The sequence below is a fragment of the Chryseobacterium daeguense DSM 19388 genome, from assembly GCF_000430825.1.
Classification (GTDB): domain Bacteria; phylum Bacteroidota; class Bacteroidia; order Flavobacteriales; family Weeksellaceae; genus Chryseobacterium; species Chryseobacterium daeguense.
In genome coordinates, this window is record NZ_KE387263.1 from 13,480 (window position 1) to 35,995 (window position 22,516).

Consider the following 22,516-nt stretch of genomic DNA (forward strand, 5'->3'; position numbering starts at 1 on the left):
GAGAAAAAAGAGAGTGTCTTTACTCTTTTTTCTTTATTCTATTTTTCTAATTAAGCGTTATCAGCTAACATTTTTTGTCCTGCCTCGATAGCTTCTTCGATAGTTCCTTTCAGGTTGAAAGCAGCTTCCGGTAAGTGATCCAATTCACCATCTATGATCATGTTGAATCCTTTGATGGTATCTTTGATGTCTACCAATGATCCCGGAATACCTGTAAACTGTTCTGCTACGTGGAAAGGCTGAGATAAGAACCTCTGAACTTTTCTTGCACGGTAAACCACAGATTTATCTTCTTCAGAAAGTTCTTCCATACCAAGGATTGCGATGATATCCTGAAGTGCTTTGTATCTCTGAAGAATTTCTTTTACTCTCTGAGCACAGTTATAATGTTCTTCACCGATGATTTCCGGAGCAAGAATTCTTGAAGTAGAAGCCAATGGATCTACCGCCGGATAAATACCTAATGAAGCAATTTTTCTATCTAGTACTGTAGTTGCATCCAAGTGAGCAAACGTAGTTGCAGGAGCCGGGTCAGTTAAGTCATCCGCAGGTACATAAACTGCCTGTACTGAAGTAATTGAACCATTTTTAGTAGAAGTAATTCTTTCCTGCATCGCACCCATTTCAGAAGCAAGCGTTGGTTGGTAACCTACCGCAGACGGCATACGACCAAGAAGTGCAGATACCTCAGAACCAGCCTGTGTAAAACGGAAGATGTTGTCTACGAAGAAAAGTACGTCTCTACCCTGTCCGCTTTCTCCACCGTCTCTGTAGTACTCAGCTAATGTAAGACCAGAAAGCGCTACTCTCGCTCTTGCACCTGGCGGCTCGTTCATCTGTCCGAAAACGAATGCAGCTTTAGAATCTTTCATTACTTCTAAATCTACTTTAGAAAGATCCCAGCCTCCGTTTTCCATAGAGTGCATGAAATCTTCACCATACTTGATGATTCCTGATTCTAGCATCTCTCTTAAAAGGTCATTTCCTTCTCTCGTTCTTTCACCTACTCCGGCGAAAACTGAAAGACCTCCGTGTCCTTTTGCAATATTATTAATTAACTCCTGAATCAATACTGTTTTACCTACACCGGCACCACCGAACAAACCAATTTTCCCCCCTTTTGCGTAAGGCTCGATAAGGTCGATTACTTTAATACCTGTAAATAAAACTTCCGCAGAAGTTGAAAGTTGATCAAATTTTGGAGCTTCTCTGTGGATAGGAAGACCTCCTTCCTTAGAAATATTTTGAAGCCCGTCGATAGCATCACCAACAACGTTGAATAGTCTTCCGTTCACAGCCTCACCGATTGGCATTGTAATAGGATTTCCGTATCCGATTACATCCTGCCCTCTTTTAAGACCATCAGTAGCGTCCATTGCGATACATCTTACTGTATCCTCTCCAATATGCTGTTCTACCTCTAAAACTACTTTTTCACCGTTATCTTTTGTAATTTCTAACGCGTCATAAATGCTGGGAACTGCTTCCACATCAGTAAAGACAACGTCGATTACCGGACCAATAATTTGAGAAATTTTACCTTTAATTTGGTTTGCCATTGCTAAATTTTTTCTTGGTGCAAATATAATGATTCTTGATTAACCCGCAATTGGTAAAAAACAGATTTTTATCATACTTTTGGGTCAATGTAGCAATATACCAATTTAGCAGTTTACTAATCAAATTATTGATAGCAGAATTTAGTTTGTATTACACGTTGTTAAATTGCTACATTGTTATATTGTTACATTAATTTAGTACATTATTTCCTATATTTGCAGTCAAATTTTTTTCATTTTGAAAGTTTTCAAAAATTTTACAGATTATTCTTCTCAAAAGCCTTTGGCACTGTCTTTAGGTATGTTTGACGGGGTACATCTCGGCCATAAAAGTATTATTGATGAATTAATAAAAATTGGTTCCGGGAACAATCTTGAGACCGCTGTGCTTACTTTCTGGCCGCATCCGAGGTTTGTTTTTAATCCTGATGAAGATTTAAAACTTCTGAATACCCTGGAAGAAAAGAAATTTTTAATGGAAAAATATGGTATCGAAAATTTATTTTTAAAAGAATTTGACGAGGATTTCAGAAACCTTACGGGTGAAGAATTTGTCCGCCAGATTTTAATCGAAAAGCTGAACGTAAAATATCTCATTATAGGCTACGACCATTCTTTCGGAAAAAATAAAAGCGGAAACTTTGAACTGCTTCAAAAATTATCCAAAGAGCTTGATTTTGAAGTGGAACAAATGGAAGCCATCAATATTCACGAAAATAATATCAGTTCCACGAAAGTGCGTAATGCCCTTCTGGCTGGTCATATCAAGGAAGCCAATGAAATGCTGGGGTATTCCTACTCTGTTTCCGGAACGGTAGCTCATGGAAAAAAAATAGGCAGAACTATTGGTTATCCTACAGCCAATATCGAAACAGATTCCATTAAACTTTTACCTAAAAAAGGCGCTTACATTGTTGAAGTTTTTGTAAATGATCAGCAATATAAGGGAATGCTGAGCGTTGGAACAAATCCTACAGTGAACGGAGAGAAATTGACCGTTGAAGTGTATATTCTTGATTTTGAAGGTGATATTTATGATCAAAAAATCACTGTGAAATTCAGGGATTTCCTTCATGACGAAATAAAATTCGAAGGGCTTGAAAAATTAATTGAAAGACTGGATGAAGATAAAAGGCTAACGCAAGAATTCATCTTTTAATAAAAGACAGCTTCACGATGTGAAACTGCCATTATTTATTTCAAAACTTTCAAGTATATTTCCTGGGTTTGCCCGGATAAGCTTACATTGGGGAACTTTTTGTCAAAATCAATAAACAAATCTCCTTTTTTGTTTACTTGTCCGTCTCCATTTGAATCCCATTTTAATGTTATATAATAATTTACCGGTCCCGCAGGCTTAGGATTTATACGGTTTTGGGCATCATCAGGAATTGGCAAATCAATAGTAAACGGAACAGATTTCTGTTCATATTCTTTTTCAGAAATTAATGTAGCCGGTGCAACAACAAGAAACTTATCGTGACCATGTAAGCTCACTGTAAATTTAGGGTTTGTAATCACCGTATTTTCCGAACCGTTAAACTGAAGTTTTATTGTTTTTTGAGCTGTTTGTTTTTTTTGATCCATTGCTGTACAGCTTAATAGAGACATGGCTCCTGCTGCTGCTAGTAAAAAATAATTTCTCATTTGTATCATTTTTTGTAATTAATAAAATTAGTCTTGATTTATACAAATTCCATACCTCAGTTCATTTTTAAGATTTAATCCTTTTCAGAACCGTTGATTTCATTTTGAGCTTTTTTTGTTAAAGATTTAAATACCAATTCATACGACTGGTCGATAAGTTTTAAAATCAAATCTTTCTTTAAACCATCTGTAAGAACGGAATTCCAATGGGTTTTGTTCATGTGATATGCCCCGGTGATCTGTGGATGCTGCTCTCTAAGCTCTGCGCTCCACTCCGGATCGGTTTTTACATTGACTGATAGTGGCTGTCTTTCAAGGCTCATCAATAAGAACATTTTTGTACCTACTTTCATCACAAGCGTTTCATTATCAAAGGGAAAGCTTTCCGTAACACCTTTTTTGGAAAGACAATAATCCAGAATTTCGTTGGCATCCATTGTTATAAGTAATTGGTAATTAGTAATGAGTAATTTTTATGATTCATTGATGCTTCTACGGCTCAGCATCTGAATTTTCTTTATTTTAATATAAAACTTTCCACCAAATTTAGTAAATTTAAGAAAGAAACATCATCACACAAACAATATATTATGAAAGCTTTGGTAATCGGTGCTACAGGCGCTACGGGAAAAGATCTGGTTAATCAGCTTCTTAACGATAAGGATTTTGAACAGGTCAATATTTTTGTCAGAAAACCTGTTGATATTCAAAACGACAAATTAAAAACCCATATTGTTAATTTTGATAAGCCTGATGAGTGGAAGTACCTGGTAAAAGGCGATGTAGCTTTTTCATGCCTTGGAACCACCTTGAAAAGTGCAGGAAGTAAAGAAGCTCAGAAAAAAGTAGATTTTGATTATCAGTACGAATTTGCAAAAGCAGCTAAAGAAAATGAGGTGGAAGATTATGTCTTAGTTTCCGCTTACGGGGCCAATCCGAAGTCAAAAATTTTCTACTCTAAAATGAAAGGTGAGCTTGAGGAAGCTGTAAAACAGCTGCATTTCAATAAAATTACCATCTTCAAACCCGGAATGCTCGAAAGAAAAGATTCTGACCGTGCAGGTGAAGTATTGGGAAGCCGTATTATAAAATTTGCCAATAAAATAGGCTTGCTGGAAAGCCAAAAACCGCTGCCGACCGATGTTTTGGCCAAAGCCATGATTAATTCTTCTAAAATTAAAAGTAATGGCTATTCAAGCATTAAGCTTGGAAATATTTTTTGTTTTGCGGAGAAAGGTAATTAATAAAGTTATGAGTTATGAATCATAAGTTATAAACGTTTCGACTTCGCTCAGCGTGACATTTCTAATACTACTGTTTATTTAGCAGAGTGTCACGCTGAGCGAAGTCGAAGCGTTTATTTTATTTTATTTCAAATATTTTGTAATCGCTTCATCCGTTGGTTTGGTAGTACTTACAAAAGAATCGATAAGCTTTCCGTTTTCATCGATTAAGAATTTTGTAAAGTTCCAAAGGATCTTTGTATTTTTTACTCCGTTTAGTTCTTTTTCAGTTAAATATTTGAAGATTGGTGCTGTGTCATCTCCTTTTACTGAAACTTTAGATGCTAACGGAAAAGTTACTCCATAATTCTTCTGGCAAAAAGCTCCTATTTCTGCATTGGTTCCGGGCTCCTGACCGCCAAAATTGTTGGCAGGAAATCCTACAACTACCAATTTATCTTTATACTCTTGTGAAACTTTCTCAAGATCAGCATATTGCGGAGTAAAACCACATTCTGATGCTGTGTTTACAATAAGAATTTTCTTCCCTTTGAAATCAGCAAAATTGATTTGTTTTCCTTCTTCCAAGGCATCTACCTTAAAATCGTAAATTGATTTTCCCATAAGTTCTTTGGTTTTAGATTTAGAGGCATCACTTTTTTTCTGGGCACAGCTGTTAAAAAACGCTACAAAAGAAAGCAGCACTAAAAATAATTTTTTCATATTAAATTGATTATTTAATTAAAATTTAAAAATATTAGCCGGAAATACTTTATTGATATCTATCCTATTCATCAGCATTACGTAATCCCCATCCTTTTTGGTGCTTGAAGATTCTATCCTGAAAGGCATTGATAAGTTTCCTATCTTTTTGTATTCGGAATAATCCAGGGTTTCATCTTTTTTAATTTCTCTCAAAAGCATATAAGTTTTGGTATCGAAATAATAGATGTTTTTATTTACATTTTTCGTTAATTCTACCTTATGACAATAAATATTTCCGATCTTTTCCTTTCCTAAATATTTAGCATCGAAACCTTTGCTTTCCCAATCAATAAAGTCATTATCAAAACTTTCTGATACATATTCCGGATAAACCTGAAGTTTATTCGTTGCATAATTCATTGCATAGCCTTTTGTACCGTCAAATCCTTCAATAGCTGTATCTTTTCCATTAATTGTAATGATTGTCTTGGTAAGATTCGGGCGCTGCTGGTAGATTTTTATAGGATATTCATCTTTCACTCCCAAAATTACTTTCCCCTGAAGCAATACTGAATTTAACAGCTTCCAATTCGTTAATCCTCCGGACATTTCGATATTTTTATCTATAATTTCCTTTGCAGTCTGTGCATAGAAAATCTGAGAAAAGATCAGGACGAATACTACAAATATTTTCTTCATTAATTCTTTTTATAAATTCAAATATAAGGCGAATTTGTAAAAGGGCAAAAGGCAATAAGCTATTTTGCTGATTAGCCTAGATAAGCTTTCTTGCTTTTTCAAGATCTTCAGGCGTGTCGATACCTACCCCTATAAAATTGGTTTCTATCAGCTTGATTTTCATACCATATTCAAGGTAACGGATGCATTCTATTTTTTCTGAAATCTCCAAAGGCTTCATTTCCAGCTTTGAAAATTGAATTAAAGCATGTTTCCTGAAAGCATAGACCCCAATGTGCTTAAAATAGCTGATATCATAAGAAATTTCCCTGTGAAAAGGGATCACAGAACGACTGAAATATAATGCAAAACCGTTATTATCCGTAATTACTTTTACATTATTGGGGTTTTCAATCTCTTCTTTTTCTGTAAGCTTTATTTTTAATGAGGCTAAAGAAATTTCCTGGTTTTCATCGTTATGAAAAACATCGATCAATTGTTGTAACGGTTCTAATTTTAAGAAAGGTTCGTCCCCCTGAACATTGATAACAATATCACAGTCAATATTTTGTACAGCTTCCGCAATACGATCGCTTCCGGTTTCATGCTGACCTGTCATTACCGCTTTCCCGTCGTTCTTACTAATTTCATCAAAGATAATTTCCGAGTCTGTAGCCACAAAAACTTCATCAAACAAACCTGTTTCCACCACATTCTGATACGTGGTAGTGATAACGGTTTTCTCTCCCAGCATCTGCATCAGCTTAGCAGGAAATCGGCTTGCTTCGTAACGGGCAGGAATAACTGCGATGATTTTCATACGTAAATAATTATAAGTTATTAATTATGAGTTTTAACCTAAATAATTAACTAAAAAGATAATTCCATATATCCATGAAATATACAAAAATGAATAAAAAAATCCGAAAGCCAAACTTCTCAGCAAATCCCCTTTACAATGCTTTGAATTTTTAAATACCAAACGTAAAGCTCGGAAAAAAATCCAATATAACATTGCTGCAAATAATAAAATTACCGCCCAAAAAAAGACTCCAAGAAAATATAAAAGAAAAACCAGAACAATAGTAAATAATATCCATAAAACAATGGAAAGTATAATACCACCTATACTATCACCAACAGCAGGAATATCAAAATCTAAGTTGCTGATTTGAGGCGTTCTATCCGAATATTTTTTAATCCTGTCTCTTGTTAAAACATGCCCCACATTTTCTTTTAATTTTAAACCATAATACAATCCTAAACTGATAAACAGAAAAAAGGAAATGGCTAAAATCGAAGTTGAGAGAATAGAATTTTGAAATAAAGATCTGTGAGAATTTAATCCTGAAATCCAGACACTTACAATTACTAAAACAATAATCCCTATTGTCGCATAACTTAAGAATTTGGTTTCAAGAAAAAACTTCCGGGATAGTTTCACTTTATTATAAATTTGAAAAAAGCTTCGACAGGCTCAGCATGACATCGTTAAAAATATACTGCTAATAAAGCAGTTAGTATTAGAATCGTCATGCTGAGGGAGCCGAAGCATCTATTATATTAAATTATTTTAAAGCATTTAATGCTGTTTCCAATTTCGGCATCATTGATGAAATTTCTTCCGTAGCTAAACCACCTACAGATGCTCTGAACCAGGGCTCAGATTTTTCTTCCCCGAAAGCAGAGAAAGGAACCAAAGCCACTCCAGCTTCATTGATTAAATAAAATACCAGGTCAGAAGAATTTTCAATTTTGGATCCGTCCGGTTTTGTTTTTCCGATATAGTCTAATTTAATGGTAAGGTAAAGTGCTCCCATCGGTTCAATGCTGTCTACAGAAAGGCCTTTTGCTTTTAAATCCTGAATCCCTGCGTGAAGAACTTTCAGGCTTGCCTCCAGCTTATCCTTGAAATCTTCAACGAAAGCGTTTACTTCCTCCGGATTTTCATAATATTTTGCAGTGGCTTCCTGCTCCGGTTTTGGAGCCCAAGCTCCCACGTGCGTCAAAAGAGCCTTCATTTTATCTAAAATATGAGTAGGACCGAATCCCCAGCCTACACGAACTCCAGTAGCAGCAAGGCATTTTGAAATTCCGTCGATATAGATGGTATAGTCTCTCATTTCAGGGAAAAGAGACACAGGATCCACGTGTTTTGCTCCAAAAGTAAGGTTTGAATAGATTTGATCATACATCAGGTACAATGGCTTCTCATCTTCGCCTCTTTTTTTGTTTTCAGCTAATACCAGTTCGCAGATTTCTGAAAGCTGTTCTTTTGTGAACATCGTTCCTGTAGGGTTTAACGGTGAACAAAGAGCCAATAAAACCGCTCCATCCAAATGAGGTCTTACATCATCCGCAGTCGGAAGGAAATTATTTTCAGGAGTCGTTTTTACTTCCACAGCATCAGCTGAAGTAAGGTAAGCATAATGGTTGTTATTCCATGATGGTGTTGGATAAACTACTTTATCACCCTCGTCTACAATTGTTTTGTACACTGCATAGATCAAGGGTCTTGAACCAGCCGTAATCAAAATATCATTAGGTGAATAATCCAGATTCCATCTTGTTTTCAAGTCTTTAGAAACCTCTTTTCTTAAAGATAAAAGTCCGTTAGCAGGCGGATAATTTGTCAGGTTATTCTGATAAGCCTTCTGAATTTCTTCCTTCAATTTTGCAGGAATCGGATAAATATTAGAATTTAAATCACCAATCGTAAGATTCGCAATTTCCGCTCCTTTCGCTTTTAAATCATTTACTTCATTACCAATTTTTACAATCTCAGAACCGATCAGGTTCGCAGCTAATTTTGAAACTTTCACTTTATTTTTATTTAATTAGAATTCGTTTTGAGGGCTTAGGAATTAGGTTTTAGGTCTAAATTTCTGCGTACAAAAAATTTACCTAATTCCTTTTTCCTAAATCCTAAACCCTATTTTTATGTTAGTTGTAAATCGTTTTTTACCTGATTAATCTTCTCATCCAAAGATTTTAATTTGTCCCTGAAATCTGCTTCAGAAGTAACAGAATCTTTTACTGAGATATAAAATTTAATTTTTGGTTCTGTCCCTGAAGGTCTTACGCAAACTTTTGTTCCGTCCTGAGTGTAATAAATCAGTACATTTGATTTTGGAATGTCATTCATTACCAATTTTTCATTTTTAGAAACAACAAGATTGGTCTGTTCTTTAAAATCCTTCACTTCTTCAACCGGTGAACCCGCTAATTGCTTAGGTGGATTTTCACGGAAGTTTTTCATCATATTTTCTATTTCCTCTGCACCGTCTTTCCCTTTTCTTACCAGGTTTACCAGGCCTTCATAATACATTCCTGTTTCCTGATAGATCTCGATAAGGTATTGATACATTGTTCTTCCGTTTGCTTTGCACCATGCTGCAATTTCGCAGGCAAGGACGATACTTCCGCAAGAGTCTTTATCACGAACGAAATCTCCCGTCATAAATCCGAAGCTTTCTTCTCCACCGCAAATGAATTTCTCTTTTCCTTCCACATCACGGATCATTTTCCCGATCCATTTGAATCCGGTAAGCCCTGCTTTACACTGAACGCCGAATTTCTGAGCAATGTCAAAGAAAATATCTGAAGTCACAATCGTAGAACCAATAAATTCTGAACCAGTGATTTTTCCCTGTTTTCTCCATTCATTTAAAATATAATACGTTAAGATCGTATTACACTGATTTCCATTCAATAACTGAATTTCACCATCCAGATTTCTTACTGCAATTCCTAATCTGTCGCCATCCGGATCCGTCCCGATAACAATATCTGCATTGGTAATTTTTGCAAGATCCATCGCCATCTCCAATGCTGCAGGCTCTTCCGGGTTCGGAGAATCTACTGTCGGGAAATTTCCGCTTGGGATCATCTGCTCTCTTACTAAATCTATCTTTTTAAAGCCTGCTTTTTCCAGTGCTTTCGGAACCGTTGTATAAGTAGTTCCGTGGATGGATGTGAAAACAATATTTAAATTTTCTTTCCCAACGTTCTGATAGGTAGAGTTTTCTATACAGGCATCAATATAAACATCATCCTGCTCCTCTCCGATCCATTCAATAAGATCATCATTTCCGTTAAATTTAATTTCATCAAATTTTACAGAATACACCTCTTTGATAATCGCTTCGTCGTGCGGCGGAACAATTTGTGCCCCGTCATTCCAATACACTTTATATCCGTTGTATTCCGGTGGATTGTGAGAAGCCGTCAGTACAATTCCTCCGTGACAGTTTCTGTTTCTTACCGTGAAAGACAATTCCGGAGTCGGCCTGTGATCTTTGAAAAGCAATACTTTAATCCCGTTTGCCGTCAAAACATCTGCCACCAGCTTTCCGAATTCTTTTGAATTATTTCTTACGTCATACGCAATCGCAACTTTGATTTCTTCACCTTGAAACTGCTTTAGCATATAATTCGCAAGTCCCTGTGTAGCTTGACCTAACGTGTATTTATTTAAACGATTGGTTCCAACCCCCATAATCCCTCTCATTCCTCCGGTACCGAATTCCAGCTCCCTGTAAAAAGAGTCCTCCAGATCCGGAGAATTTCCTTCAATTAAAAGCTGAACAGCATCTCTTGTTTCCTTATCAAATGATTCATGCAACCAAAGTTTTGCTTTTTCTAGTGTTGTCATATTTGTAATTTTTTTTATTTGGTGGAAGCTGGAAGTAAGGGAGCGGGAGGTCTTCCATCATCCCCGCTTCAGGCTTCCCGCCCTTTATTCTTTTATTTGATTCCTAAATGCTATAATCTGATTCATAAGATTATAACTTTCATTATACATTTTATTAAAATCCTGCTCTGAAATATATTTCTTGTTTTTCGTTTTATACAAACAGGTTACAACTTCAGCTAAGGAGCAAATTGAGTATCCTAAAAATTTTTTAAATTCTAATTTTGATTGTAGAATACTGCCTTCGGATATATTAAGTGCAATCGAATCTGAAGCTCTTCTTATTTGTGATGTTAAGTTAAAGGCCTCTTCTTTTGGAAAATTCTGTGATAATTTAAAAATATTTTCACCATAATCCATAGATTTCTGCCAAATAATTAACTTTTCAAATTTGAAACTCATCAGTTAAAATTTTTCCCATCATTTAATTTGTGTGTATAGTTCTTCCATCATCCAGCTTCCTTCTTCCAGCCTTTTCTAATCCAGTTTTTTATTCTCCACCCGTGTTTCTTTGTCTATCTTAAATGCTCTGATCGGGTCATTATAATAAACAAATTTCGCCGTGTTCTGGATATGTCCTTTTAATGAATCTTTTACATTAACTTCTGCATAATTTCCGTTCTTCGAATCAATTTTAAGGTTCTCGATTTTCCAGTACGGAGCTATTAAACTTGCTGTATCAGAGATCTTTATCACTGCATCCCTGGTTTGTCCAAGAAAATTTGCCCTGCTTCTGTTCAGCATTTCAACCTCCGCTCTTCTTGTGTTCACCGAACCCATAAAAGTAGCATTATTTTTTAAATTAAGCTTAAAATTGTCGGTCTTAATTTCACTTGATATATTCATTTCCACAGAATCGGAAATCGATACTTTTTCCAGATTATATTTTGAATAAATGGTGATATTATAAAAATCGACGCCTTTTGTTCCGCGTTTTTCTTTGATGGAAAGTGTCTTATCATCTACATCCACATCCAGATTATCAGCCACATTGGGGTATGTTTCTATTTCCATGAAGTTTTTTGGACCCCTTGCATAAAATACACGGAATTTTCCTTCCAGATCCAGATTTACAAACTCAGAAACATCCACATTCTTCCTTTCAATATTGCCTTTTGGTGAAACTTTACCACAGGAAACAAGGCTAACAAATAAGAATGTGTATAGTATATTTTTCATATTTTAATTTAAACTACCTTATATAAAGCTAAAATCAATACAGAACTTTCTATTCCCATCAAAACATACAGAACCAATACCCTCCAGAATAAACCTGGTGTAGAGTATATATTTTTAAAAGCATTCCAGTAAGTGAGTGCAGGGAAGAGAATAAAAAGACCGAATATAATATTGTCGAAAATATCGAAAATCTTTGAAACAGGTTTCCACAAACCAATCAGACTTACAATATCGTCGAACAAAAATATGATTAAAATTCCTAATAAGCTTACTGTTGCTATAATAAAATGCTCAGCAATATTCAATTTTACCCTTCTAAAAAGAAAATAAGCATGAACCGCAAGCATAGGAATAATAATGAATAAAATGGTTTTAGAATATTTTGAAAAAAACATTCTTATTTCAGAATCATCTGCCAAAGTTTCCGGTGGAGCAAATTTTCCATAAAAATGCAGCCCAAGCACATTAAAACCAAAAAGAACCAGCAACAATGATATAAAATTATTGTATCTGATTCTTTTTCCTGAAATATAATCCATTGCCGTTTTGCCCGGCCTGATGATAATATCTTTTAAAGTGTTGAAAAATCTCGCTTCTACATGCCAGATTGATCCGAGGATATCATTTTTAATGAGAGATTTTGGAGTTATTCTTGCTGTGTCCGCTTTCTGTCCGCAATGAGGGCAAAACTCATCGGAGATTGAATGACCACAGTTCAAACAACTTTTTTTATTCATTCATTAATTAAATTACTTCGTCAATATTGTAATTTTTATGTTCCCTATTCGTTCTGATAATCATTTCACCTAAAAATCCTGCCACGAATAGCAGTGTTCCCATAATCATCATCGTTAAAGCGATGTAAAACCAAGGGTTGCTGGTAATTAAATGACCGTAAATACCTCTGGAAACATCAATTAACTTTGAAACTCCCAGCCAAAGCGCAGAAAGAAAACCAAAAATAAACATCAGTGTACCCACAGCCCCGAAAAAGTGCATTGGCCTTCCTCCGAAACGGCTTACAAACCAAAGTGTTACCAAGTCCAGAAAACCTCTGATAAATCTTTCTGTCCCGAATTTTGATGTCCCATAAGGTCTTGCCTGATGCTGAACCTCTTTTTCCGTAATTCTTCTGAAACCCGCATTGGCAGCCAAAACCGGAATGTATCGGTGCATGTCTCCGTAAACATCTATGGTTTTTACAACCTGCTTTTTATATGCTTTTAATCCGCAATTGAAATCATGAAGATAAACGCCGGAAACTTTTCTGGCCGCCGCATTGAATAATTTTGACGGAACATTTTTCGTCATGACATTATCAAAACGCTTCTTTTTCCATCCGGAAACAATATCGTAATTTTCATTCACCACCATTGCATACAGCTCTGGAATTTCTTCAGGAAAATCCTGTAAATCAGCATCCATTGTAATAATTACATCACCATTTGTTCTTTCAAAAGCTGCATGAAGCGCTTGTGATTTCCCGTAATTTTTAGAGAATTTGATGGCGTGAACCTGTGGATTCTGAATCTTTAGATTTTCAATAATGCTCCAGGATAGATCTGTACTTCCGTCATCCACAAACCAGATTTCATATGATAAATTGTTTGACCTGCAAACATTATCAATCCTCGAAAAAAGCTCTTCCAGAGAGTCTTCTTCATTGAGCAACGGAATAACTATAGATAAATTCATGTAATTTTAATAAAATTATTCTTGATTTTGTTCTTCTTGGTAAATAGTTTTCGTTCTGAAAAACGCCCCGAAAAACACTGACAAAACTACGTAAAATATAAGAATTGCCGCAAAATATCCTGAAAAATGACTTGCCGTAAGCATATCTTTTCCTTTAACAGCTTCAGGAGTAAAACTTTGAAGTCTTTCCTTGTATTTCTGATCCAGCTCGTCTATATCTTTTTGATGTTTCAAAACCTTTCTCGCTGAAGTATATTCTTTATCCAATTCAGCTTTTTGTCTGGTTACATATTGGTAATTCAACAATTTTTTTGCATCCGTATCTACAAAATTGAGATACGCAAAAATGCTGAAAATAGAGAGAATTCCTCCGACAAACATCGGAACAAAAGCTCTTTTAAAGGCTTCTTTGAAACTCACTACTCTATTATTATTCCAATATGTTTTTACTGACCAGAACGCTGCTCCGGCGTACAAGATCGGTAATACAAAAGCATTGGCTTTCAATGAAATATCAAAATAATTAACTCCTGAAAAGAAGTAATACACCACGAAAAAAACAATCATCGTAGCTCCAAACAGTATAATTCCTAATGTGGAAGGGCTTTTCGTCATATCTAATTTTTTAGAAAAAAGTTGAAAAATTATTGTTCTAGCATTCAATATCTTAGTTGTATTGCTGCATTTTTTTCAACTAATTTTCTTTAATAAGTTTTCAATTTTATAAAATATTCCTATCTTTGCACCGGCAAGTCCTAAACAACCAGCTCCTGAGAATCCTCCAGGGTGGGAACGCAGCAAAGGTAATTGGTCGTAGCGGTGTGATTTAGGTAGCTTGCCATTTTTTATTGGTTTTAGTTGAAGAGAGGTAATTTGAAAATTATCTTTTTTTGTTTCTAAACTTTTCAACAATTCCATTCTGATTTTCAAATTACCTTTCATTTATTTAAAATTCGAACTCCTCACCCAGCTTTGGTAAAACAAGCTCTACATTTTTGTCTGCAAAATGTTTCAATGCACTTTCGTGATTAATTTCAATGGCAGGGAAAGTATCGAAATGACATCCGATTACTTTCGGAGTTTTCAACAATTCCGCTGCTGCAAAAGCCGCTTTTCTAGCACACATTGTATAGTGGCTTCCAATTGGAAGAATGGATAAATCCAAATGTCCGTATAGTCTCGGGAAAAGTTCCATATCAGCCATTACGCCCGTATCACCAGCCAAATAAAGGTTTTTACCTTCCGGCAATCTGAAAATATATCCTACAGGAACACCTCCGTAGCTTCCGTCAGGAAACGAACTTGTATGATGAGCCGGAACCATGGAAATTTTAAGATCATCGATTTTTGCTGAGCCTCCAAGATTTACATCATCCGTATTTTTAGCCATTTTGAAGTGACCGCAAATTTCCGGAACCGCAATAATAGTTGCTTCCGGATGATACTGTAATACTTCCTCCACATCTGCAATATGATCTCCATGCGCGTGAGTCAGTAAAATATAATCAATTTTCTGAGCGGCAATATCAAACCCTGATTCTGCTTTTTTGTAGTTGTAGAAAGGGTCACAAAGAATTGTTTTGTCTTTATAAGTGAACAAAAAACAGTTTTGTCCCAGATACTGTATTTTCATTTTATTTATTTTTTTAAGTTTTTAACCCGAATGGCACAAATATTTTTCACGAATAACTCAAATTGAAATTCGAAAAAACCTGCGAATGAGATGCTTCGACCCCGCTCAGCATGACAGCGCGCTCAACTAACTGTTTTAACCTAACCTAAGTTATAACACTGCCATGCTGAGCCTGTAGAAGCATCTTTATTTTTAAATACAAATAATTCTAATATTTCACGAATGACACGATTAAAATATTAGAATTGTTCATTTCTCAATTAGATGGAAACTTATCTTCAATCAACCCTAGATTAATTCCGTGCTCTAAGTAAGCTTTACAACCGTCTAAAACCGTTGTGAAACCTCCTGTATTGTCATTGATTATTTTTAACAAATCTTCTCCTTTCTGAGAAAATCCGTAACTTTTAATAATTACCAGAGTTCCTTTTTCCATTCTTTTGAATTCATAATCTACATTTGTTGAAGGTTCTCCCCAAATCGTTTTTATCAATTGATTTTGAACAATTTGGAGAACTTTAACATCAGATTTTGCGCCGTACATTTCCCATTCCCAGGTAACTGTTTTGCCTTCTTCGAGTTTTCCTGTTGACTTTGTAAACCAAAAATTGGTTGTTATTTCCGGAGTGATAAATGCTTCGAAAACGTCTTCAATCGGTTTTCTTATCAGCATTTGAGCTTCAACATAGATATTTGAACTCATATTGAAATATTTTAGTTAAAAAAATTAAGCCCGAAAGCAGTAAGAACCGCCATCACAAAAGTCATAATCCCGACTTGCTTCAAAAACGGATCAAGCTCTCGCGGTTCTTTTACAGCCATTATTTTTCTTCTCAGCTTCATTAAAGGCAGTAATAAAATCATTACGATGAAAACATAATAATTCTGTGTCTGGAAGAAGCCATTAATTCCTAAAAACATCAAAATCAAAATCAGAGGAAGCTGCAGCAAGATCATTTCATAAATCATGGCATTTTTGAATCCTATTCTTAATGCAAAGCTGTTTTTTCCTGATAATCTGTCGCTTTCAATGTCTCTCATATTATTAAGATTCAAGACTGCCATACTCATCATTCCCACTGCTGTTCCCGGCAAAAGCATATCCCAGCTGAACGTTTTAGTAAATAAAAAATAGCTCCCGCAAACAGAAACCAGACCGAAAAAGATAAAAACAAAAATGTCTCCCAATCCCATGTATCCATAAGGTTTTTTACCTACTGTATACCCAATTGCCGCTAAGATACTTGCCACTCCCAATCCAATGAAAATGTAAAATTCATTCATATATTTTGGAATGAAAGCAACGTACAGAAGCGCAACTGTCGCGACAAAGGATAAAACTGAGAAAAGAATGACTGCATTTCTCATCTGTTTTGCTGTAATCCTTCCTGATGCTACCGCTCTGGATTCTGCTTCCGTGGCTCTTTTTGCATCGGTTCCTTTGATTCCGTCTCCGTAATCATTAGCGTAATTTGAAAGGATCTGATACAGCAATGTCACTAAAAGTGCCAGTGCAAAAATTCTCCAATCCCAAAATCCGCCTTCACCATAAAGCCTCCATTTTGCGATGAAAGCTCCCATTATAATTCCGCTCAAGGAAAGCGGTAATGTTCTAAGCCTTGCGGCTTTTATCCAATCCGTCATATATTTAGATGTTAGATATTAGAAGTTAGAAGTTAGATTCTTAAAGCTGCAAAAGCTAATATCTAATTTCTAACCTCTAACTTCTTATTTTATGATATCCATTGATTTTCTCCGAAATCAGGCTTTCTCTTTTCCAGGAAGGCGTTTCTTCCTTCTTTTGCTTCTTCCGTCATATAAGCCAAACGGGTTGCTTCTCCCGCGAAAACCTGCTGACCAACCATTCCGTCGTCTGTAAGGTTCATTGCGAATTTCAGCATTCTGATGGATGTAGGAGATTTAGCTAAAATTTCCTGAGCCCATTCATAAGCTGTATCTTCCAATTCGTCGTGAGGAATTACTGCGTTTACCATTCCCATATCCAGAGCTTCCTGCGCAGAATAATTTCTGCCTAAAAAGAAAATTTCACGAGCTTTTTTCTGTCCGACCATTTTTGCAAGATATGCTGATCCGTAACCACCATCAAAGCTGGTAACATCGGCATCTGTCTGCTTGAAAATAGCGTGCTCTTTACTCGCCAGAGTAAGATCGCAAACGACATGAAGAGAATGACCTCCACCAACAGCCCATCCCGGAACCACCGCAATGACTACTTTCGGCATAAAACGAATCAGACGCTGAACTTCAAGAATATTCAAACGATGTCTTCCGTCTTCACCTACGTATCCCTGATGCCCTCTCGCCTTCTGATCTCCTCCGCTGCAGAATGCCCAACCTCCGTCTTTCGGACTTGGCCCTTCTCCTGAAAGCAGTACAACACCTATGGAAGAATCTTCATAAGCGTCATAAAAAGCATCGTATAGTTCTGAGGTAGTTTTTGGTCTGAAAGCATTGCGAATTTCCGGTCTGTTGAAAGCGATTCTCGCTACACCATTACATTTTTTATATGTAATATCTTCGTATTCTTTGACGGTTTTCCACTCGATCATTTTTGTAAAAATTTTTCTCAAAGATACGGAATTACATAGAATTTTAACATTGATTTTTGATGATAATCGTTGGGAAATTTGTGAAAGTTTTTGGTTTAAAATTTAATTGATTTTATGCAAAGAACACTAAGCTTTCTTTTTTAATGTTTGTGAATATTTTTCGCAAAGACATTTAACTCAGCAAAGAAAAAATACAGCATTTGTCATTCTGTATATACTCAGATACCACCTTTCTGTTAAAATTTTGCTTAAATATCGCGGGATGACAAATAGAATGGATATAAGTTATAAAAAAAGACTACTAGTGACTGGTGGCTGAGGCTCTCGAAGCCACCAGTCCTGCCATCCTAGCCCCGATTGTAGCATTGTTTAAGCTCATTTTCAGGATTTCGGCGGCGGCAAAGCCGCCGCCGAAATCCTGAAAATAGCGAGTGCGGAAAGCGGGAAAAAGCTCCAAAATCAAACAAAAAAACCGAAACAAAATGTTCCGGTTTATATGTATTCAATGTTTGAAAATTATTTAGCGGGCTGTTTTGCTAACTCAGTTTCTTTAGCTTTCATTTCATTGTATTTTGCTGTATTTTTTGTGATACTGTAGATTTCTTTCAGCATCTGGACAGCATTAATGTCATTCGGTACAGCCTGATACCATTTTTCAGCATAAGGTAAAGCTTTGTTGAATCTTTCCTTTCTTGCATCAATCAGTTTTGTAGCATCATCCGGCTTAGTTTTTCTAAGCGTATTGATTTCGCTTACCGCTTTTTCATCATCTCCGATAGCTGTATACACTAAATTTTGATAAGCATTAGAGAAGTCCGGCTTAAGCTCGATTGCCTTCTGGAAGGAAGTCATTGCGTCATTAGCTGTTTCAGGGTTTTTTGCCTGAAGAACTCCTAAATTATACCAGTTGGTAGCATCATTAGGGTTTTTCGCTAACTGCTCTTTCAGGTTCTGCATGAATTTATCGGTATTTCCTGATGCATATAATGCTGATCCCTGATATTCTTTTAGTTTAGCACTGTTCGGGAATTTTGCAAGACCTTTTTCAATAATCGCCAATGCTTCGTCATTTTTCTTAGCATTTAACAATAAGGTTGATAAAGTTTCGTACAAATCCTGCTCAACACTTGGAGTCTGCTCAGTTTTGAAATCTGTATAATCTCCTCCTGATTTTTTCAGCAATTCCCAAGTCGCTTTGTCATAAGTAGCAACCTGACCTGTTTTTTTGTCTTTAGCAGTATAATTTGTTTCTACTCCTGTATATCCGGAATTAATTAAATCTGTATATATTTTAGTAGCCTGAGGAATATCGTTTGCCAAAGCATAATTAAGTCCTGAGTAATACATATATACTTTATTATCCTGCCCGTTTGTTTTCAGTAAGTTATAAACTTCCATAAACTTAGGAGCCGCCACAGCATAGTTTTTAGCATTATATGCATCCATTGCCGCTTTGTTAGCTTCTTGCAGCTTAGCGTTTGCATCTTCTTTCTGCCCAAAAGCAAAAGCTGATGCCACGATAGCCATCCCTAAAATTAGCTTTCTCATAATCACTATTTTATATTAATTGTACAATACTATTCTTCCGAATCAGAATTCTCTGTTTCCTCAGTAGGGTTTTGGTTTTCTGCCTGAGGTTCTTCCATATTGTTTTCCTGGTTATCAGCTATGTTTTCTGCCGCCTCTTCATTTTCTTCTTCATCTGCCACATCCTTATCCATTTCTACTTTTGCAATGGCTGCAATTTCGTCATTTTTCTTAAGGTTGATCATTCTTACTCCCTGAGTATTTCTACCCATTACTCTCATCTCATCCATATTCATACGGATTGCAACTCCGGATTTGTTGATAATCATCAATCCGTCTTCATCCGTCACGTTCTGAATAGCGATCAGATTACCTGTTTTCTCAGTAATATTAAGCGTGATAACTCCTTTTCCTCCTCTGTTGGTAATTCTGTAGTCTTCCACGGCGGTTCTCTTACCATATCCTTTTTCGGATACCACAAGAACCGTTTCTTTCTCCACATCATTCACAACAATCATACCAATAACCTCATCATTATCCTCCATCGCGATACCACGAACCCCGATAGAACCTCTACCTACTTCTCTTACTTTTTCTTCTGGGAAACGGATACATTTACCGTTTTTGGTAGCGATCATGATCTGTGAATTCCCATTGGTTAAATAAGCTCCTAACAACTGGTCATTATCCCTAATCTCAATAGCATTTACCCCGTTTACCCTTGGTCTTGAATAAGCTTCCAATGAAGTTTTCTTAATGGTACCGTTTTTAGTTACCATCACTACGCTCATTTGATTTATGTATTCAGAATCTTTTAAGTTATTGGTTCTGATATAAGCTTTGATCTTATCGTCCGGCTCAATGTTAATTAAGTTTTGTACCGCTCTTCCCTTCGCAGTTTTTGAACCTTCAGGAATTTCGAATACTCTTAGCCAGTAACATCTTCCTTTTTCTGTAAAGAACAGCATATACTGGTGATTGGTTGCGGAAACAATATACTCTAAGAAATCGGAGTCTCTTGTAGTTGCCGCTTTATTTCCTACACCGCCTCTACTTTGGATTTTATATTCTGAAAGCAACGTTCTCTTCACATATCCTGCATGAGAAATGGTAAGAACTACAGATTCATTCGGGATGATGTCTTCTATTGACATTTCACCACCTGAATAGTCTATTTCAGTTCTTCTTTCGTCACCGTATTTTTCTTTAACTTCAATTAATTCATCTTTGATAATCTGGAATCTTCTTGGTTCATTAGCCAAAATATCTTCCAAATTAGCAATTTCTTTCATAATTGCATCGTACTCGTCGCGGATCTTATCAAGCTCCATTCCTGTAAGACGTGCAAGACGTAAATCAAGAATGGCCTGAGCCTGAATTTCAGAAAGATCAAATTCTGTTATTAATCCTTCTTTCGCAGCCTGTGGATTGGCAGAGTGACGGATAATAGAAATGGCTTTATCTAAAGCGTCCTGAGTTCCGATCACCTTCATGAAACCTTCAAGAATGTGAGCTCTTTCTTTTGCTTTTTTAAGCTCAAACTGAGTTCTTCTTACTATTACCTCATGTCTGTGCTCCACAAAATGATGGATGATATCTTTTAGGTTTAACTGTTCCGGTCTTCCATGAACCAAAGCAATATTATTAACGCTGAAAGATGTCTGAAGCGATGTATATTTATATAATAAGTTTAAAACAACATTCGGAATCGCATCATTTTTTAATTCATAAACAATACGAAGCCCCCTTCTGTCGGATTCATCTCTGATTTCGTAGATTCCCGGGATTTTTTCCTCTTTTACCAATTCGGCAGTTCTGGCAATCATTTCCGCTTTGTTCACCTGGTAAGGAACTTCGTTTACGATAATTGCGTTTCTGTTCCCGATTTCTTCAAAGGCAACTTTAGCTCTAAGAACCACCCTTCCTCTTCCGGTATGGAAAGCATCCCTTACCCCGTCATATCCATAGATAATCCCACCTGTAGGGAAATCCGGAGCAATGATGTGCTGCATGAGCTCATCAATGGTGATTTCTCTGTTATCAATATAAGCGCAGATAGCATCTACAGCTTCCGATAAGTTATGTGGCGCCATGTTTGTTGCCATCCCTACCGCAATACCTGAGGTTCCGTTTACAAGAAGATTCGGAATTTTTGAAGGTAAAACCGTTGGTTCCGTTAAACTATCATCGAAGTTATTCTGGAAATCTACCGTTTCTTTGTCTAAGTCTGAAAGCACCTCATCGGAGATTTTTTTCAATCTTGCTTCCGTGTAACGCATTGCTGCAGGCGGGTCACCGTCCATAGATCCGAAGTTACCCTGGCCGTCTACCTGAGGATAACGCAAGCTCCAGTCCTGAGCCATTCTCACCATTGCATCGTATACAGAAGAGTCTCCATGCGGGTGGTATTTACCCAAAACGTCCCCAACAATTCTCGCAGATTTTAAATATTTTCTATTAGAAAAAACCCCTAGTCCATACATACCGTAAAGTACTCTTCTATGAACGGGCTTTAAGCCGTCTCTTACATCAGGCAACGCTCTTGAAACGATAACCGACATCGAATAATCGATATAAGACGACTTCATTTCATCAACAATGTTGATAGGAATCAGTCTTTCTCCTTCTTTTTGCATAAACAAATTTTATTATAATGATAGTCAGACCCTTAGCTGTATGTCTGAAAATATTTTTTTTTGAATTTTTATTAACGGGCTAATTTACGAAAAATTTGCCGATTTTTGCGGTAGAATTTATCCACAAACTCTTAAAAAATCATAAAATATGAGCATATTAAGCATAACTTTTCACTCCACGAAAAATAATCTGGAAGCCTGGGAAAATTATATTGATGAAACCCTGATTTTAATGACGGAAAACTTAATGGATGTAAGCAAATATATCCTTTCTGAAGTTCACAGTGATTATATTGAGGAGGGTAAAAATTATAATCTTCTTTTGATTTTTGATAATGATGATCTGAGAGATGATTTTATAAAAAGCGAAATGGTAAATATTGCCGAAAGAATCGAGAAAAGATTCGGGACGGAAGTGATGATTTTTAATACTTTGCTTAATCAGAAGAAGTCAAGGATGTAAATTGAGTTTAAGGTTAAGGTTGAGATTTAAACTAATATTTTATTAAAAAAATAAGAGCCCTGAGTTTCTCGGGGCTCTTTTGTATTAAACTTCTATGTGTTTTCTGTAGATTTTCTTGTAAAAATTAAATCTGTTTTAGACTGCTCCTGACTTTTTTCCAACATTCCGTGTGGTCTTGGAGGTTTCGGTGGTCTCGGCGGTCTTGGAGGCGGATGGCAGGCGCTGGTAGCGTAAGCCAACACAAATATTCCGAAAATTTTAGGTAAAGTTTTCATATTTTTTATTTTGAATTTAACAATCAAGCTGAA

At 36.2% G+C, this 22,516-nt stretch carries 24 protein-coding genes and 1 other RNA gene; 4 read left to right on the plus strand and 21 right to left on the minus strand.

What is annotated here, in order from left to right:
- Positions 1-50: 50 nt before the first annotated feature.
- Entirely contained in the window at positions 51-1,559 is a 1,509-nt protein-coding gene (atpD, locus tag H560_RS0119440) for a F0F1 ATP synthase subunit beta (protein ID WP_027381514.1), read from the minus strand.
- 238 nt (positions 1,560-1,797) lie between these two features.
- On the opposite strand from atpD, the gene H560_RS0119445 reads away from it, so the two are divergent.
- Positions 1,798-2,718 carry a bifunctional riboflavin kinase/FAD synthetase gene (locus H560_RS0119445; RefSeq protein WP_027381515.1) on the plus strand — a complete coding sequence of 307 codons (921 nt, stop codon included), beginning with the start codon at positions 1,798-1,800 and terminating at the stop codon, positions 2,716-2,718.
- 35 nt (positions 2,719-2,753) lie between these two features.
- On the opposite strand, the gene H560_RS0119450 is transcribed toward H560_RS0119445, so the two are convergent.
- Entirely contained in the window at positions 2,754-3,206 is a 453-nt protein-coding gene (locus H560_RS0119450; RefSeq protein ID WP_027381516.1) for a hypothetical protein, read from the minus strand.
- A 74-nt stretch (positions 3,207-3,280) separates the two neighbouring features.
- Positions 3,281-3,643: an MmcQ/YjbR family DNA-binding protein gene (locus H560_RS0119455; protein WP_027381517.1), complete on the minus strand. Its 363-nt coding sequence runs from the start codon at positions 3,641-3,643 to the stop codon at positions 3,281-3,283.
- A 153-nt stretch (positions 3,644-3,796) separates the two neighbouring features.
- On the opposite strand from H560_RS0119455, the gene H560_RS22095 reads away from it, so the two are divergent.
- Complete coding sequence (locus H560_RS22095) at positions 3,797-4,450, plus strand: NAD(P)H-binding protein (RefSeq protein ID WP_034753365.1); 654 nt, start codon at positions 3,797-3,799, stop codon at positions 4,448-4,450.
- Between the two features lie 123 nt (positions 4,451-4,573).
- Here H560_RS22095 and H560_RS0119465 read toward each other — a convergent pair whose 3' ends face one another.
- The 11 genes from H560_RS0119465 to H560_RS0119515 form a co-directional block, all read right to left on the minus strand.
- Positions 4,574-5,152 (minus strand): glutathione peroxidase, encoded by a 579-nt coding sequence (locus tag H560_RS0119465; RefSeq protein WP_027381518.1) that lies wholly within the window; start codon positions 5,150-5,152, stop codon positions 4,574-4,576.
- Positions 5,153-5,170: 18 nt separating this feature from the next.
- Positions 5,171-5,833: a histidine kinase gene (locus tag H560_RS0119470; RefSeq protein WP_027381519.1), complete on the minus strand. Its 663-nt coding sequence runs from the start codon at positions 5,831-5,833 to the stop codon at positions 5,171-5,173.
- A 76-nt stretch (positions 5,834-5,909) separates the two neighbouring features.
- The gene (gene kdsB / locus H560_RS0119475) at positions 5,910-6,632 is read right to left on the minus strand and encodes a 3-deoxy-manno-octulosonate cytidylyltransferase (protein ID WP_027381520.1); all 723 of its coding nucleotides are present in this window, start codon (positions 6,630-6,632) and stop codon (positions 5,910-5,912) included.
- 33 nt (positions 6,633-6,665) lie between these two features.
- Positions 6,666-7,070, minus strand: coding sequence for a hypothetical protein (locus H560_RS23065; RefSeq protein ID WP_162143872.1), 405 nt, complete (start codon positions 7,068-7,070; stop codon positions 6,666-6,668).
- A 310-nt stretch (positions 7,071-7,380) separates the two neighbouring features.
- Positions 7,381-8,634, minus strand: coding sequence for a pyridoxal phosphate-dependent aminotransferase (locus H560_RS0119485; RefSeq protein WP_027381522.1), 1,254 nt, complete (start codon positions 8,632-8,634; stop codon positions 7,381-7,383).
- A gap of 116 nt (positions 8,635-8,750) precedes the next feature.
- Positions 8,751-10,466: a phospho-sugar mutase gene (locus tag H560_RS0119490; RefSeq protein ID WP_027381523.1), complete on the minus strand. Its 1,716-nt coding sequence runs from the start codon at positions 10,464-10,466 to the stop codon at positions 8,751-8,753.
- Positions 10,467-10,550: 84 nt separating this feature from the next.
- Positions 10,551-10,907 (minus strand): four helix bundle protein, encoded by a 357-nt coding sequence (locus H560_RS0119495; protein ID WP_027381524.1) that lies wholly within the window; start codon positions 10,905-10,907, stop codon positions 10,551-10,553.
- A 75-nt stretch (positions 10,908-10,982) separates the two neighbouring features.
- Positions 10,983-11,684: a GIN domain-containing protein gene (locus tag H560_RS0119500; RefSeq protein ID WP_027381525.1), complete on the minus strand. Its 702-nt coding sequence runs from the start codon at positions 11,682-11,684 to the stop codon at positions 10,983-10,985.
- Between the two features lie 8 nt (positions 11,685-11,692).
- Positions 11,693-12,403, minus strand: coding sequence for a DUF3667 domain-containing protein (locus H560_RS0119505; RefSeq protein WP_162143873.1), 711 nt, complete (start codon positions 12,401-12,403; stop codon positions 11,693-11,695).
- 25 nt (positions 12,404-12,428) lie between these two features.
- Positions 12,429-13,379 (minus strand): glycosyltransferase family 2 protein, encoded by a 951-nt coding sequence (locus tag H560_RS0119510; RefSeq protein WP_027381527.1) that lies wholly within the window; start codon positions 13,377-13,379, stop codon positions 12,429-12,431.
- A 15-nt stretch (positions 13,380-13,394) separates the two neighbouring features.
- A complete protein-coding gene (locus H560_RS0119515; RefSeq protein ID WP_027381528.1) occupies positions 13,395-13,994 on the minus strand; it encodes a DUF4199 domain-containing protein in 600 nt (199 codons plus the stop codon).
- A gap of 131 nt (positions 13,995-14,125) precedes the next feature.
- Between H560_RS0119515 and ffs the strand changes: the two genes are divergently transcribed.
- Positions 14,126-14,223, plus strand: an RNA gene (ffs, locus tag H560_RS22840) — signal recognition particle sRNA small type.
- Positions 14,224-14,325: 102 nt separating this feature from the next.
- Here the strand turns inward: ffs and H560_RS0119525 are convergent.
- The 6 genes from H560_RS0119525 to gyrA all read right to left on the minus strand — a co-directional run bounded on the left by H560_RS0119525 (position 14,326) and on the right by gyrA (position 21,745).
- On the minus strand, positions 14,326-15,012 hold the full coding sequence (locus tag H560_RS0119525) for a metal-dependent hydrolase (protein ID WP_027381530.1): 687 nt from the start codon (positions 15,010-15,012) through the stop codon (positions 14,326-14,328).
- Between the two features lie 256 nt (positions 15,013-15,268).
- Complete coding sequence (locus tag H560_RS0119530; RefSeq protein ID WP_027381531.1) at positions 15,269-15,715, minus strand: SRPBCC family protein; 447 nt, start codon at positions 15,713-15,715, stop codon at positions 15,269-15,271.
- A gap of 11 nt (positions 15,716-15,726) precedes the next feature.
- On the minus strand, positions 15,727-16,656 hold the full coding sequence (gene menA / locus H560_RS0119535) for a 1,4-dihydroxy-2-naphthoate octaprenyltransferase (RefSeq protein WP_027381532.1): 930 nt from the start codon (positions 16,654-16,656) through the stop codon (positions 15,727-15,729).
- Between the two features lie 89 nt (positions 16,657-16,745).
- Entirely contained in the window at positions 16,746-17,582 is an 837-nt protein-coding gene (locus H560_RS0119540) for a 1,4-dihydroxy-2-naphthoyl-CoA synthase (protein WP_027381533.1), read from the minus strand.
- A gap of 516 nt (positions 17,583-18,098) precedes the next feature.
- Entirely contained in the window at positions 18,099-19,130 is a 1,032-nt protein-coding gene (locus H560_RS0119550; RefSeq protein ID WP_027381534.1) for a tetratricopeptide repeat protein, read from the minus strand.
- A gap of 29 nt (positions 19,131-19,159) precedes the next feature.
- Positions 19,160-21,745, minus strand: a complete 2,586-nt coding sequence (gyrA, locus tag H560_RS0119555) for a DNA gyrase subunit A (RefSeq protein WP_027381535.1) — start codon at positions 21,743-21,745, stop codon at positions 19,160-19,162.
- Positions 21,746-21,893: 148 nt separating this feature from the next.
- Here gyrA and H560_RS0119560 point away from each other — a divergent pair, with 148 nt between their 5' ends.
- Positions 21,894-22,208 carry a DUF4286 family protein gene (locus H560_RS0119560; protein ID WP_027381536.1) on the plus strand — a complete coding sequence of 105 codons (315 nt, stop codon included), beginning with the start codon at positions 21,894-21,896 and terminating at the stop codon, positions 22,206-22,208.
- Positions 22,209-22,300: 92 nt separating this feature from the next.
- Here the strand turns inward: H560_RS0119560 and H560_RS0119565 are convergent, their stop codons facing one another.
- The gene (locus H560_RS0119565) at positions 22,301-22,483 is read right to left on the minus strand and encodes a hypothetical protein (protein WP_155845055.1); all 183 of its coding nucleotides are present in this window, start codon (positions 22,481-22,483) and stop codon (positions 22,301-22,303) included.
- Positions 22,484-22,516 lie beyond the last annotated feature (33 nt).

Excerpts from the sequence above, each read along its gene's own strand:
- atpD (WP_027381514.1), bottom strand. The coding sequence starts at position 1,559 with ATGGCAAACCAAATTAAAGGTAAAATTTCTCAAATTATTGGTCCGGTA.
- H560_RS0119450 (WP_027381516.1), bottom strand. The coding sequence starts at position 3,206 with ATGAGAAATTATTTTTTACTAGCAGCAGCAGGAGCCATGTCTCTATTA.
- H560_RS0119455 (WP_027381517.1), bottom strand. The coding sequence starts at position 3,643 with ATGGATGCCAACGAAATTCTGGATTATTGTCTTTCCAAAAAAGGTGTT.
- H560_RS22095 (WP_034753365.1), top strand. The coding sequence starts at position 3,797 with ATGAAAGCTTTGGTAATCGGTGCTACAGGCGCTACGGGAAAAGATCTG.
- H560_RS0119465 (WP_027381518.1), bottom strand. The coding sequence starts at position 5,152 with ATGAAAAAATTATTTTTAGTGCTGCTTTCTTTTGTAGCGTTTTTTAAC.
- H560_RS0119470 (WP_027381519.1), bottom strand. The coding sequence starts at position 5,833 with ATGAAGAAAATATTTGTAGTATTCGTCCTGATCTTTTCTCAGATTTTC.
- kdsB (WP_027381520.1), bottom strand. The coding sequence starts at position 6,632 with ATGAAAATCATCGCAGTTATTCCTGCCCGTTACGAAGCAAGCCGATTT.
- H560_RS0119490 (WP_027381523.1), bottom strand. The coding sequence starts at position 10,466 with ATGACAACACTAGAAAAAGCAAAACTTTGGTTGCATGAATCATTTGAT.
- H560_RS0119495 (WP_027381524.1), bottom strand. The coding sequence starts at position 10,907 with ATGAGTTTCAAATTTGAAAAGTTAATTATTTGGCAGAAATCTATGGAT.
- H560_RS0119500 (WP_027381525.1), bottom strand. The coding sequence starts at position 11,684 with ATGAAAAATATACTATACACATTCTTATTTGTTAGCCTTGTTTCCTGT.
- H560_RS0119510 (WP_027381527.1), bottom strand. The coding sequence starts at position 13,379 with ATGAATTTATCTATAGTTATTCCGTTGCTCAATGAAGAAGACTCTCTG.
- H560_RS0119515 (WP_027381528.1), bottom strand. The coding sequence starts at position 13,994 with ATGACGAAAAGCCCTTCCACATTAGGAATTATACTGTTTGGAGCTACG.
- H560_RS0119525 (WP_027381530.1), bottom strand. The coding sequence starts at position 15,012 with ATGAAAATACAGTATCTGGGACAAAACTGTTTTTTGTTCACTTATAAA.
- H560_RS0119530 (WP_027381531.1), bottom strand. The coding sequence starts at position 15,715 with ATGAGTTCAAATATCTATGTTGAAGCTCAAATGCTGATAAGAAAACCG.
- menA (WP_027381532.1), bottom strand. The coding sequence starts at position 16,656 with ATGACGGATTGGATAAAAGCCGCAAGGCTTAGAACATTACCGCTTTCC.
- H560_RS0119540 (WP_027381533.1), bottom strand. The coding sequence starts at position 17,582 with ATGATCGAGTGGAAAACCGTCAAAGAATACGAAGATATTACATATAAA.
- H560_RS0119550 (WP_027381534.1), bottom strand. The coding sequence starts at position 19,130 with ATGAGAAAGCTAATTTTAGGGATGGCTATCGTGGCATCAGCTTTTGCT.
- gyrA (WP_027381535.1), bottom strand. The coding sequence starts at position 21,745 with ATGCAAAAAGAAGGAGAAAGACTGATTCCTATCAACATTGTTGATGAA.
- H560_RS0119560 (WP_027381536.1), top strand. The coding sequence starts at position 21,894 with ATGAGCATATTAAGCATAACTTTTCACTCCACGAAAAATAATCTGGAA.
- H560_RS0119565 (WP_155845055.1), bottom strand. The coding sequence starts at position 22,483 with ATGAAAACTTTACCTAAAATTTTCGGAATATTTGTGTTGGCTTACGCT.